This window comes from Pseudomonas sp. RIT357, assembly GCF_000632245.1.
Classification (GTDB): domain Bacteria; phylum Pseudomonadota; class Gammaproteobacteria; order Pseudomonadales; family Pseudomonadaceae; genus Aquipseudomonas; species Aquipseudomonas sivasensis.
On sequence record NZ_JFYX01000019.1, the window covers coordinates 1 to 12,385 of the forward strand.

Annotated in this window: 11 protein-coding genes; 7 read left to right on the plus strand and 4 right to left on the minus strand. The window is 59.3% G+C overall.

Annotation, left to right across the window (positions count from 1 at the left end):
• Positions 1–326: 326 nt before the first annotated feature.
• Both BW43_RS13675 and BW43_RS13670 read right to left on the minus strand, forming a co-directional pair.
• Positions 327–1,820: a CoA-acylating methylmalonate-semialdehyde dehydrogenase gene (locus BW43_RS13675; protein ID WP_032887095.1), complete on the minus strand. Its 1,494-nt coding sequence runs from the start codon at positions 1,818–1,820 to the stop codon at positions 327–329.
• 39 nt (positions 1,821–1,859) lie between these two features.
• Positions 1,860–3,209 (minus strand): aspartate aminotransferase family protein, encoded by a 1,350-nt coding sequence (locus BW43_RS13670; RefSeq protein WP_032887096.1) that lies wholly within the window; start codon positions 3,207–3,209, stop codon positions 1,860–1,862.
• Positions 3,210–3,334: 125 nt separating this feature from the next.
• Here BW43_RS13670 and BW43_RS13665 point away from each other — a divergent pair, with 125 nt between their 5' ends.
• The 6 genes from BW43_RS13665 (at position 3,335) to BW43_RS13640 (ending at position 9,325) form a co-directional block, all read left to right on the plus strand.
• A complete protein-coding gene (locus BW43_RS13665) occupies positions 3,335–4,255 on the plus strand; it encodes a LysR family transcriptional regulator (RefSeq protein ID WP_032887097.1) in 921 nt (306 codons plus the stop codon).
• A gap of 87 nt (positions 4,256–4,342) precedes the next feature.
• Entirely contained in the window at positions 4,343–5,737 is a 1,395-nt protein-coding gene (locus BW43_RS13660; protein WP_032887098.1) for a uracil-xanthine permease family protein, read from the plus strand.
• Positions 5,738–5,824: 87 nt separating this feature from the next.
• Positions 5,825–6,484 carry a TetR/AcrR family transcriptional regulator gene (locus BW43_RS13655; protein ID WP_032887099.1) on the plus strand — a complete coding sequence of 220 codons (660 nt, stop codon included), beginning with the start codon at positions 5,825–5,827 and terminating at the stop codon, positions 6,482–6,484.
• 12 nt (positions 6,485–6,496) lie between these two features.
• Positions 6,497–7,078, plus strand: coding sequence for a YigZ family protein (locus tag BW43_RS13650; protein WP_032887101.1), 582 nt, complete (start codon positions 6,497–6,499; stop codon positions 7,076–7,078).
• Between the two features lie 57 nt (positions 7,079–7,135).
• Positions 7,136–7,822: an SDR family oxidoreductase gene (locus tag BW43_RS13645; RefSeq protein WP_032887102.1), complete on the plus strand. Its 687-nt coding sequence runs from the start codon at positions 7,136–7,138 to the stop codon at positions 7,820–7,822.
• Positions 7,823–7,966: 144 nt separating this feature from the next.
• Positions 7,967–9,325, plus strand: coding sequence for an 8-oxoguanine deaminase (locus BW43_RS13640; protein ID WP_032887103.1), 1,359 nt, complete (start codon positions 7,967–7,969; stop codon positions 9,323–9,325).
• Positions 9,326–9,401: 76 nt separating this feature from the next.
• Here the strand turns inward: BW43_RS13640 and BW43_RS13635 are convergent, their stop codons facing one another.
• A complete protein-coding gene (locus tag BW43_RS13635; RefSeq protein ID WP_032887104.1) occupies positions 9,402–10,493 on the minus strand; it encodes a calcium:proton antiporter in 1,092 nt (363 codons plus the stop codon).
• A 194-nt stretch (positions 10,494–10,687) separates the two neighbouring features.
• Between BW43_RS13635 and BW43_RS13630 the strand changes: the two genes are divergently transcribed.
• Positions 10,688–11,641 (plus strand): adenosine deaminase, encoded by a 954-nt coding sequence (locus BW43_RS13630; RefSeq protein ID WP_032887105.1) that lies wholly within the window; start codon positions 10,688–10,690, stop codon positions 11,639–11,641.
• Between the two features lie 46 nt (positions 11,642–11,687).
• On the opposite strand, the gene BW43_RS13625 is transcribed toward BW43_RS13630, so the two are convergent.
• Entirely contained in the window at positions 11,688–12,374 is a 687-nt protein-coding gene (locus BW43_RS13625) for a helix-turn-helix transcriptional regulator (protein WP_032887106.1), read from the minus strand.
• Between the last annotated feature and the right edge of the window lie 11 nt (positions 12,375–12,385).

Consider the following 12,385-nt stretch of genomic DNA (forward strand, 5'->3'; position numbering starts at 1 on the left):
GAAGATTTCTTCAACAACTTCAACCACTTGCGCTTCTGATCTCTCATCAGCGGGAGGCGAATTCTACAGCGTTACACGCTGCTGTCAACACCTCTTTTTCAACTTCCTTTTGGCTTCGATGAACTGAAGCAACCTACTGCCGAAAACTGCGTAACTCGTTGTTTACCAAGGAGTTTTCCGTTTCGACTGCACCGGAAGTGGGGCGAATTATAGGCTCCTAGAATCTGTGGTCAACCTTCTTTTTCATATTTTTGCCATATAACTCAAAAAAAGCCCTAGAAACGAAAAAGCCGGCCCAAAAGGGCCGGCTTTCTGCTCATAGAGCCTTACAGACTAGGGAAAGCAAACTGCGACGCCTCATGACTGGCCCGCTGAGGCCAACGCTGGGTAATCGCCTTGCGCCGGGTGTAAAAACGCACGCCATCCGGACCGTACGCATGTAAGTCACCAAACAGCGAGCGTTTCCAGCCACCAAAGCTGTGATAAGCCACCGGAACCGGCAGTGGAACGTTCACCCCAACCATACCCACTTCAATCTCATCACAGAACAGACGGGCCGCCTCACCATCACGGGTGAAGATGCACGTACCGTTCCCATACTCATGGTCGTTGATCAATTGCATCGCCGCCTCCAGGCTGCTCACCCGGACCACGCACAACACCGGCCCGAAGATCTCCTCCTTATAGATGCGCATCTCGGGCGTCACACGGTCAAACAGGCTGCCACCGAGGAAGAAGCCATCTTCATTCCCGGTAATACTTAGCCCACGGCCATCGACCACCAACTCTGCACCCGAAGCAACACCGTCTTCTATGTAGCCGCTGACCTTATCCCGCGCCTGACCGGTTACCAGCGGCCCCATATCCAGCCCACACGTCGTGCCCGCACCTATCTTCAGCGCCTTAATCTGCGGCACCAGCTTGGCGATCAACGCATCAGCTACCTGGTCACCTACGCAGACGGCCACAGAGATGGCCATGCAGCGCTCCCCGCAGGAGCCATACGCCGCGCCCATCAGCGCACTGACCGCATTATCCAAGTCCGCATCTGGCATCAGTACGGCGTGGTTCTTCGCCCCGCCCAGCGCCTGCACGCGCTTGCCGCGCTTGGTCGCTTCGGAATAGATGTACTCAGCAATCGGCGTCGACCCCACAAAACTCAGCGCTTTGACTTCCGGCGCCTCAATCAATGCGTCAACCGCGCCCTTATCACCGTGCACCACACTCAGCACGCCTTTAGGCAGACCGGCTTCCTGCAACAGTTGCGCAATCAGCAGCGTCGAACTCGGATCACGCTCCGAAGGCTTCAGGATGAAGCAGTTACCGCATACGATTGCCAGCGGATACATCCACAGCGGCACCATCGCCGGGAAGTTGAACGGCGTAATACCCGCTACCACGCCCAACGGCTGAAAGTCCGACCAAGCATCAATGTTCGGCCCAACGTTGCGGCTGTACTCGCCCTTCAGAATCTCCGGCGCCGAGCATGCGTACTCAACGTTCTCGATGCCACGCTTCAACTCACCCGCCGCGTCTTCCAGGGTCTTGCCATGCTCCTCGCTGATCAACTGCGAGATTCGCGCTTCGTTCTGTTCCAGCAACTGCTTGAAACGAAACATCACCTGGGCACGCTTGGCCGGCGGGGTATTACGCCACGCCGGGAATGCGGCCTTGGCCGAGTCGATCGCCTGTTGAATGGTTTCACGGCTGGCCAGCGGAACTTGGTGAATCACCTGGCCGGTGGACGGGTTATATACGTCGGCACTGCGACCACTGTCGTTGACCAACTCACCGTTGATCAAATGCTGGATAAGGCTCATGCAGGGCTCCTGAAAAGTTGTTCTATATAGAAAGAGAAATCAGTCGATCTTGTTCAGCACTTCGCCGACCGCATCAAACAGGCGATCCAGATCCTGCGGCTTGCTGTTGAAGGTTGGCCCGAACTGCAGGGTGTCGCCGCCAAAGCGCACGTAGAAACCCGCCTTCCACAAAGCCATGCCTGCCTCGAATGGACGCACGATGGCATCACCGTCACGCGGGGCAATCTGGATCGCACCGGCCAAACCGTAGTTGCGAATGTCGATCACGTTCTTGCTGCCCTTCAAGCCGTGCAGCGCATTCTCAAAGTGCGGAGCGACTTCGGCTACGCTCTGCACCAGGTTTTCCTTCTGCAACAGGTCGAGTGCCGCCAGGCCAGCCGCGCAAGCAACGGGGTGCGCCGAGTAGGTGTAGCCGTGTGGAAATTCCACCGCGTACTCAGGCGTCGCCTGGTTCATAAAGGTCTGATAGATCTCGCTGCTGGCAATCACCGCGCCCATGGGGATAGCGCCATTGGTGACTTGCTTGGCGATGCACATCAGATCCGGAGTCACGCCGAAGCTGTCGGCGCCGAACATCGAGCCGGTACGGCCAAAACCGGTAATCACTTCGTCAAACACCAGCAGGATGTTGTGCTGGTCACAAATCTCTCGCAGACGCTTGAGATAACCCTGCGGCGGCACCAACACGCCAGCGGAACCAGCCATCGGTTCGACAAACACTGCCGCGATGTTGGAAGCGTCATGCAGCTCGATCAGCTTGAGCAACTCATCGGCCAATGCGATGCCGCCCAGCTCAGGCATGCCGCGGGAGAAGGCATTGCTTGCCAGCAAGGTGTGCGGCAAATGGTCAACGTCCATCATCGCCTGGCCAAACATCTTACGGTTGCCGTTCACGCCGCCCAGGCTGGTGCCCGCGATGTTCACACCGTGATAGCCACGGGCGCGGCCGATCATCTTGGTCTTGGTGGCTTGGCCCTTCAGGCGCCAGTAGGCACGCACCATCTTCACCGCAGTATCGGCACACTCGGAGCCGGAGTCAGTGAAGAACACATGATTAAGGTTGCCTGGGGTCAGGTCGGTAATCTTTTCCGCCAGCTGGAAGGACAACGGATGACCGTACTGGAAGCCAGGGGAGTAATCCAACGTACCCAATTGCTTGGCCACCGCTTCCTGGATTTCCTTGCGTGTGTGCCCGGCGCCGCACGTCCACAGGCCAGACAACGAGTCGTACACCTTGCGGCCCTTGTCATCGGTCAACCAGCTACCTTCGGCGGCCACGATCAGGCGCGGGTCACGCTGGAAGTTGCGGTTGGCCGTGTAGGGCATCCAGTGCGCGTCCAACTTCAGTTGGCTGGCCAGGGACGATGGGGCGTTTTCAGGCATGTTCATCAGCAAAACCTCACAGGGCAAAAGGCCGCGTCGGGATTAAAACGCGTTGTTGCAGCTAAATTGCCACGGCGATAAAGTCGGTGAAATTCAACTCTTCTAACCTTCAGTCAGGCCTTCACTAAACTATGAGCAGCCGTCGACCCGATCCCCTCGCCCAAGTGAGCGACTTTGATATTCGCCTGCTGCGCATCTTCCGGAGTGTGGTGGAATGCGGCGGCTTCTCGGCAGCGGAAACCGTGCTCGGCATCGGGCGCTCGGCCATCAGTCAGCAAATGAGCGACCTTGAGCAGCGTCTCGGATTGCGCCTCTGCCAACGTGGCCGCGCGGGGTTCTCACTGACCGAAGAAGGCCGCGAGGTCTATCAGTCAGCCCTGCAACTATTAAGTGCACTGGAAAGTTTTCGCACCGAGGTCAACGGTCTGCACCAGCATTTGCGCGGCGAGTTGATCATTGGCCTCACCGACAACCTCGTCACCCTGCCCCACATGCGCATCACTCACGCCTTGGCCCAATTAAAGGAGCGCGGCCCAGACGTGCAGATCCAAATCCGCATGATCGCCCCCAATGAAGTCGAACAAGGCGTACTCGATGGTCGTTTGCATGTGGGCGTAGTGCCCCAGGCCAGCGCCCTTTCGGGATTGGAGTACCAACCGCTGTACAGCGAACGCTCGCTGCTCTATTGCGCAGTCGGCCATCCGTTGTTTTACGCCGAAGACAAGCAGTTGGGCGACGAGCGCATCGACAGCCAGGACGCCATCGCTCCAACATTCCGTTTGCCTGCCGAAATCCAGGCCCATTACCAAGCGCTCAACTGCACCGCCAGCGCCTCGGACCGCGAAGGCATGGCGTTCCTGATCCTGACCGGCCGCTACATCGGCTACCTGCCCGACCACTACGCCAGCCTCTGGGTACAACAAGGCCGACTGCGTGCGCTGAAATCGGCTACGCGTTTTTACGATTTAAGCCTCGCATCGGTCACACGCAAGGGCCGTCGCCCTCATTTGGTGCTTGAAAGCTTCCTCGACAGCCTGGCCACAACGCGCTAGCTCAGGCTTTACGCTAAAAGCTGAGCAACTGGACAGCTTTTTGCAAGAACAGATGGAACTTGACCATCCGCCTTGAGTTAACCCGCCATGCCACCAGAATCCTCCACCCCCAGCGACCTGATCTACGGCCTCAACGACCGCCCCAAACCCGCCCCGGCATTTCTGGCCGCACTGCAGCACGTGCTGGCCGCTTTTGTCGGCATCATCACTCCGCCACTGATCATCGGCTCCACTCTGGGCCTGACCGCCCATTTGCCCTATCTGATCAGCATGGCGTTGATGGTGTCCGGTGTCGGCACATTCATCCAGGCGCGTAGGCCATTTGGGATAGGCGCCGGGATGATTTGCCTGCAAGGCACCAGCTTTGCCTTTCTCGGCGCGGTACTGTCGGCAGGCTTCCTGGTGAAACAACGCGGCGGCAGCCCGGAAGACATCATGGCGATGATCTTCGGCGTGTGCTTTTTCGGCGCGGCGGTGCAGATCGTGCTGAGCCGTTTTATCGGCCAACTGCGCCGAGTCATCACGCCTTTGGTGACAGGGATTGTCATCACGCTAATCGGCATCAGCCTGATCAAAGTCGGCATTACCGACCTCGGCGGTGGCTTCAACGCCCCTGACTTCGGCGCGCCCACCAATCTTGCATTGGGCCTGTTCGTGGTGCTGACGATCATTCTGCTCAACCGTTCCAACACGCCCTGGGTGCGGCTCTCGGCGATCATTATCGGCCTGGCCCTTGGCAGCCTGGCGGCGTGGTTCAGCGGCAAACTCGTGCCCCAAGCCCTGCCGGACTTACCTCTGGTGAGCCTGCCGATTCCGTTTCGCTTTGGGTTCAACTTCGACTGGAGCGCTTTCCTACCGATCGCGCTGATTTACCTGATCAGCAGCATCGAGACCGTCGGCGACCTCACCGCCAACTGCATGATCGCCCGCCAGCCCATCAGCGGCCCTTCTTATATAAGCCGACTCAAGGGAGGCGTACTGGGTGATGGCGTGAGTTGCATGATCGCGGCCACTTTCAGTGCCTTCCCCAACACCACCTTTGCTCAGAACAATGGCGTGATCCAACTCACTGGCGTGGCCAGCCGTTACGTTGGCTTATATATAGGCGTGGTGCTGTTTTGCCTCGGTTTGTTTCCGTTGATTGGTGCGGTGCTGCAGCAAATCCCCAAACCCGTATTGGGCGGCGCGACCCTGGTGATGTTCGGCAGTGTGGCCGCCGCTGGCGTGCGCATCCTCGCCCAGGCGCCGCTGGACCGACGCAGCATGCTGATCATCGCCACGTCGTTTGGTGTCGGCCTGGGCATCGCCGCCCAACCCAATCTGCTTCACCTGATGCCAACCCTGGTGCAGAACTTGTTCGACTCCGCCATCACCAGCGGCGGGCTGACCGCCATCGTACTGTGTCTGCTACTGCCGGAATCCAGGGCGATCGAAACTGCCGCAAACCAAGCGCCGGAAAGCGACACCTTGGAACCGCTTTAAGGGTTTTATTGCATCGGGACTTGTCTGAGGCTTGAGGGTGGGTTATCTGTGCACACGTCGTCTCTATCGATCAGCACGGTAATCTCCATGAGCCTCGAAGTTCCTGCCCACAGCAACCACGCCGGTAAGCCCGCCAGCCGCATTCGGCAAAAGAACGAACAAGCGATTCTCCAGGCTGCTGAAGATGAATTCGCGCGCCATGGCTACAAGGGCACCAGCATGAACACTATTGCTGCCAGCGCCGGATTGCCGAAGGCCAACTTGCACTACTACTTCACGAACAAGCTGGGCCTGTATATCGCCGTGCTCAGCAATATCCTCGAACTGTGGGACAGCACCTTCAACACGCTGACCGCCGAGGACGACCCTGCCGTGGCCCTCTCCCGCTACATCCGCACCAAGATGGAGTTTTCGCGACGCCAACCCCAGGCCTCGCGGATCTTCGCCATGGAGATCATCAGCGGCGGCGAATGCCTCACCGAATATTTCAGCCAGGATTACCGCACGTGGTTCAGTGGCCGGGCGGCAGTGTTCCAAGCCTGGATCGACGCCGGCAAGATGGACCCCATCGACCCCGTGCACCTGATCTTCCTGCTGTGGGGCAGCACCCAGCACTACGCAGACTTCGCCACCCAGATCTGCCGCGTCACCGGTCGCACCAAGCTGACCAAGCAAGATATGGAAGATGCCGGCACCAACCTGATCCACATCATTCTCAAAGGCTGCGGCATCAAGCCGAGCCTCTAGACGAAGTCACTTATGCCTTTCACGCTCACCGGCCTTTGCGAGTTTCGTGAAGAAATACGCAAAAGCCGCTTCATCACCCTCGCCGCCCCGATCACCAGCCCGCAGGACGCTCAGGCTTTTTTCGAGCAACACAGCGACCTGAACGCCACGCATAACTGCTGGGCCTGGAAGCTGGCCGACCAATACCGCAGCAGTGACGACGGCGAACCCGGTGGCACTGCCGGGCGGCCGATTCTCGCCGCCATCGAAGCCCAGGGTTTTGATCAAGTCGCGGTATTGGTGATTCGCTGGTACGGCGGCATCCAATTGGGCACCGGCGGCCTCGCCCGTGCCTATGGCGGCGGAGCGAACAAATGCCTGCAGAATGCCGAGCGTCTCGAACTGATCAGCCGCGTACCACTGAGTTGCGCCTGTGGATTCTCCGAGCTGAACTTGGTGAAGCTGCGCGTTGCTGAACTTGGCGGCCTAGTGGTGGAAGAAAACTTCACCGCCAACGGTGTGGAGTTGCAACTGGCACTGGGTGAGGCGCACATCGACACGCTCCAAGCCCAACTCGCCGACCTGAGCCGTGGGCGTATCCTGCTGCAACGCTGAAACTGTTACTGTTATTTGCTGAATCCCCCTGAACCGCGACTCTAAAGGAAGCTTTTCATGTCTACGCCAAAAACCGCACTGATCATCGGCGCCTCGCGCGGGCTGGGCCTTGGCCTGGTCAAGCAATTGCTCCAGGACGGCTGGGACGTGACCGCCACCGTGCGTGATCCGAGCAAGGCTGATGCCCTTAAAGCGGTGGGTCCGGTGCAGATCGAAAAACTGGACATGGACGATCAGCAAGCCGTGATCGCCCTGGCCCAGCGCCTCAAAGAGCGCACCTTCGACCTGCTGTTCGTCAACGCCGGCGTCAAGGGTCCGGCCAACCAGGAGCCCGGTCACGCCACTCTCGCGGAAGTCGGCCAGTTGTTTTTCACTAATGCCGTGGCGCCGATCAACCTGGCGCAGCGCTTTGTCGGGCAGATCCGCAAAGACAGCGGCGTGCTCGCATTCATGAGTTCGGTATTGGGCAGCGTAACGATCCCCGACGGCTCAGACCTGGCGCTGTACAAGGCCAGCAAGGCCGCGCTGAACTCCATGACCAACAGCTTCATCACTCAACTGGGCGACCACACACTCACTGTTCTGTCACTGCATCCGGGCTGGGTGAAGACCGACATGGGCGGCGAAAACGCGCACATCGATGTCGACACCAGCGTGCGCGGCCTGGTGGATCAGGTAAATGCCTACACCGGCAAAGGTGGTCACCACTTCGTGGACTACAAAGGCGACACCATCGCCTGGTAAGCGACGAGCAGCGTTATCGACTGATTGCCGTCGATAACGCTGCGCGCGTAGACTGCGCCCTCGCCCCAACCGGCGACCCTGGATCAGCAGACAGGGCAACACTGAGCTGGCAAACCTGAACCCATCATTCAGAGGAGCCGGCCAATGCCTGCGACCCGTATCTGGTTAAAAAACCCCCTCGCGATTTTCACTGCCAATGGCCTTGATGCCCGTGGCGGCCTGGTGCAGCAGGACGGTGTGATCACCGAAGTGCTGGGCTGGGGAAAAGAGCCCGCTGTGCCTTGTGGACAGGTGTTCGACGCACGCGAACACGTGATCCTGCCCGGCCTGATCAACACCCACCATCATTTTTACCAAACCCTCACCCGTGCCTGGGCGCCGGTGGTCAATCAGCCGTTGTTCCCCTGGCTGAAAACGCTGTACCCGGTGTGGGCGCGTCTGACGCCCGAGAAACTTGCTCTGGCCACCAAAGTCGCCTTGGCTGAATTGCTGCTCTCGGGCTGCACCACCGCCGCCGACCACCACTACCTGTTCCCCGACGGCCTGGAAAATGCCATCGACGTGCAAGTTGATACGGTGCGCGAATTAGGCATGCGCGCCATGCTTACCCGGGGCTCCATGAGCCTGGGCGAAGCCGACGGTGGCCTCCCGCCGCAACAGACCGTGCAACAAGGGCAGGTCATCCTCGACGACAGCCAGCGCCTGATCCGCGAATACCACCAACGCGGCGACGGCGCACAGATCCAGATTGCCCTGGCGCCTTGCTCACCGTTCTCCGTCACACCGGAAATCATGCGTGCCAGCGCCGAACTGGCCAACAGCCTAGACGTGCGCCTGCACACCCATCTGGCGGAAACCCTCGACGAAGAAGATTTCTGCCTGCAACGCTTCGGCCTGCGCACCGTGGATTACCTCGACAGCGTGGGCTGGCTCGGCCCACGCACTTGGCTGGCACATGGCATTCACTTCAACCCTGATGAGATCGCCCGCCTTGGCGCCGCCGGTACCGGTATCTGCCACTGCCCAAGCTCAAATATGCGCCTGGCGTCCGGCATCTGCCCTACCCTCGACTTGCTAGCCGCGGGCGCGCCCATCGGCCTGGGCGTGGACGGTTCCGCCTCCAATGATGCATCGAACATGATTCTCGAAGCACGACAGGCCCTGTACATCCAGCGTCTACGTTATGGCGCAGAAAAGATCACCCCCGAAGGCGTGCTCGGCTGGGCCACCAAAGGTTCGGCGCAGTTGCTGGGGCGTACGGATATCGGTGAATTGGCCGTGGGTAAACAGGCGGATCTGGCGCTGTTCAAACTTGATGAGCTGCGGTTCTCCGGTAGCCATGATCCGATTTCGGCGCTGCTGTTGTGTGGTGCGGATCGTGCGGATCGGGTGATGGTCGCGGGCAAATGGCGAGTGATCGACGGGCAGGTCGAGGGCCTGGATCTGAAACGTTTGATCGCCGATCACAGCCAGGCGGCGCGACGATTGATCGCAGGGACCTAAGTAAACACCGTTCAACATGCGGGAGGGGAACGTCGATTCGTCGCACCACCCCTCCCGCTTTTTATCTGCGGTGTTCTTACAATCCCAGCAGCGACAACATGATGAATGTCGCAAACAGCACAAAATGGGTCATCCCTTCGATAGCGTTGGTTTCGCCATCGTTGAGGTTGATCGCACTGACAATCAGCGTGATAAACACCATCACCGTTTGCACCGGCGTCATCGCCATCTGGAAAGGCTGGCCAGTGTAGAGCGCCATGGCCTCCATCACCGGCACCGTCAAAATCACCGTCGACAACGACGCTCCCAGTGCAATATTCACCACCGACTGCATGCGGTTGGCCAATGCGGCGCGCAAGGCCGTGAGAATTTCCGGCGCCGCCGAAATGGCTGCAACCACAATCGCCGTAATCACCGGGGGTGCGCCCGTGCCTTCCAGACCCAGGTCGAGGGTCTTGGACATCACCTCGGCCAACGCGCCAATCACAATCACGCCAAACACCAACGTGCCGATGGAGAACACCAGGTTCACCGGCGGCGTTTGCTCCTCTTCCGGCAGTTTTTTGCGGCGTTTTTCCGGATAGCTGTAACTGAAGAAATAACTGTGCGGTCCCACCTGCATGCGCAGGAACAAGGTGTAGAGCACCACCATCGCGCCAATGGTGAAGGCTGAGTAAATTTTCCAGTCAGCTTCGGGGATGAATTCCGGCACCACCATCGACACGCCCATGGCGGTGAGGATCATCACGCTGTAGGTGCGCGCCGAGTCGTCGTTATAGGACTGCTCGCCGTGCTTGATGCCGCCCATCAAGGCGGCCAGACCGAGGATGCCGTTGATATCCAGCATCACTGCCGAATAAATAGTGTCACGCACCAGGGTGGGCGATGGCTCATTACTCATCATGATCGCCAGGATCACCACTTCCACCAGCACGGCGGCCAGGGTAAGGATCATGGTGCCGTAGGGGTCGCCAACTTTCTCCGCCAGTTGCTCGGCGTGGTGGGCCACGCGCATCGACGCCACTACGATAAAACCAATCAGCGCCACGCCTGCCAACAGCGCGACTATTTGCCCGCTGTGCAGCATCCAGTGCTCCAGCGGGTAGGCGGCGATGGCGGCAATCAGCGCCAGTAGCATGAATTTTTCTTGCTTGAGGGAGGTGAGCATTCGGGGCCTTTTTCGTACAGCAAATCAGTCATTGATGGGGTACAGACTGCGCCACGCTGCTAACGTTTCGTTACACCTTAGTTCACAACCCTCTTGCGCGAATAAAACGAATACTCTCCTGCCGGTCAGGTTTTACCGATTATTTCGGCTATGCCCTGTAGAATGCCGCCATTGCACCTGATGAGAATTTAGACATGTACGATTGGCTCAACGCCCTGCCCAAGGCTGAACTGCACCTGCACCTGGAGGGCTCGCTGGAGCCTGAGCTGCTGTTCGCCCTGGCCGAGCGCAACAAGATTGCGCTGCCGTGGAACGACGTCGAAACCTTGCGCAAGGCCTACGCGTTCAACAACCTGCAAGAGTTTCTGGACCTGTATTACAAGGGCGCCGATGTGCTGCGCACGTCTCAGGACTTCTACGACCTGACCTGGGCCTACCTGCTGCGCTGCAAAGAGCAGAACGTGATCCACACCGAACCCTTCTTCGACCCGCAAACCCACACCGACCGTGGCGTGCCGTTCGAAGTCGTACTCAACGGTATCGCCGCAGCACTCAAAGATGGCGAGCAGCAACTGGGCATCACCAGCGGGCTGATCCTCAGCTTCCTGCGTCACCTGAGCGAAGACGAAGCACAAAAAACCCTCGACCAGGCGCTGCCGTTCCGTGATGCGTTCGTGGCCGTGGGCCTGGACAGCTCCGAAATGGGTCACCCGCCGAGCAAGTTCCAGCGCGTGTTCGACCGTGCCCGCCATGAAGGCTTCCTCACCGTTGCCCACGCCGGCGAAGAAGGCCCACCTGAGTACATCTGGGAAGCCATCGACCTGCTGAAAATCCAGCGAATCGACCATGGCGTGCGCGCCATCGAAGACGAACGCCTGATGCAGCGCATCATCGACGAGCAGATCCCACTCACCGTGTGCCCGCTGTCCAACACCAAGCTCTGCGTGTTCGACGACATGGCCCAGCACAACATCCTCGACATGCTTGAGCGTGGCGTGAAAGTGACCGTGAACTCCGATGACCCGGCCTACTTCGGCGGTTATGTCACCGAGAACTTCCACGCGCTGTACACCTCCTTGGGCATGACCCAGGACCAGGCCAAACGCCTGGCACAGAACAGCCTGGATGCGCGACTCGTAAAGCCCTGACGTGAGCGAATGTTGGAGTGAGCGCCTGTGACCACGGCGCCTGCTCCTACAGCGCGGCCAATCGGGCGATCTCTTCCAGCCCGACGTCGTTGACCACCACAGCCTGGGACTCGTTGACCAGGCTGATCCAGTTCGATTGCAGGAACAACTGAAACAACCCAGCACCCAGCGCGCCCCCGAGGTGTGGTTGCTGCTGGCTCCAGTCAAAACAATCGCACAGCAGCGGCATTGCCAATGCTTGGGTAAAAATGCCCAGGCCCGCCATTTGCTGCGCGCCCTTGAATGTGACGGCGAGCCGTTGCTCATGGCGCTCGATCCACCTCGCCGCCATCATTCGTTCATACAACTGCGCCGCCAGCTCGCCACCAAGATGACCATGACACAGCCGAGCACGGCGTAATGAGGGCGGCGCAACCAAGACCTGCGTTGAAACACCCGGCGCACTGCGTGTGGCACTGGCCAGGGTAGTACTGGCCAAGGCATGGATGGCGGCGCTGACATCGCCGTCTGCCAAGCGAAACAGTCGCTTGCCATACCGCGCTTCGGTTCGCAGCAAGCCGCTACTGGTCAGCCGCGCCAGATGTGCATTGGCCGAGGCCGACGGTAGACCGGTAAGTGCCGCCAGTTCCTTCGACGACTTCGCCGAGCCGTCCATCAAGGACCACAGCATGGCTGTGCGTTTTGGCTCAGCAAGCAAGCTGGCAATCTGACTAATGCATGGTGCTTCTTCCATCGATTCACTCC

Bases quoted from the DNA above. Each gene is read 5' to 3' on its own strand.
- BW43_RS13675 (WP_032887095.1), bottom strand. From the start codon at position 1,820: ATGAGCCTTATCCAGCATTTGATCAACGGTGAGTTGGTCAACGACAGT.
- BW43_RS13670 (WP_032887096.1), bottom strand. From the start codon at position 3,209: ATGAACATGCCTGAAAACGCCCCATCGTCCCTGGCCAGCCAACTGAAG.
- BW43_RS13665 (WP_032887097.1), top strand. From the start codon at position 3,335: ATGAGCAGCCGTCGACCCGATCCCCTCGCCCAAGTGAGCGACTTTGAT.
- BW43_RS13660 (WP_032887098.1), top strand. From the start codon at position 4,343: ATGCCACCAGAATCCTCCACCCCCAGCGACCTGATCTACGGCCTCAAC.
- BW43_RS13655 (WP_032887099.1), top strand. From the start codon at position 5,825: ATGAGCCTCGAAGTTCCTGCCCACAGCAACCACGCCGGTAAGCCCGCC.
- BW43_RS13650 (WP_032887101.1), top strand. From the start codon at position 6,497: ATGCCTTTCACGCTCACCGGCCTTTGCGAGTTTCGTGAAGAAATACGC.
- BW43_RS13645 (WP_032887102.1), top strand. From the start codon at position 7,136: ATGTCTACGCCAAAAACCGCACTGATCATCGGCGCCTCGCGCGGGCTG.
- BW43_RS13640 (WP_032887103.1), top strand. From the start codon at position 7,967: ATGCCTGCGACCCGTATCTGGTTAAAAAACCCCCTCGCGATTTTCACT.
- BW43_RS13635 (WP_032887104.1), bottom strand. From the start codon at position 10,493: ATGCTCACCTCCCTCAAGCAAGAAAAATTCATGCTACTGGCGCTGATT.
- BW43_RS13630 (WP_032887105.1), top strand. From the start codon at position 10,688: ATGTACGATTGGCTCAACGCCCTGCCCAAGGCTGAACTGCACCTGCAC.
- BW43_RS13625 (WP_032887106.1), bottom strand. From the start codon at position 12,374: ATGGAAGAAGCACCATGCATTAGTCAGATTGCCAGCTTGCTTGCTGAG.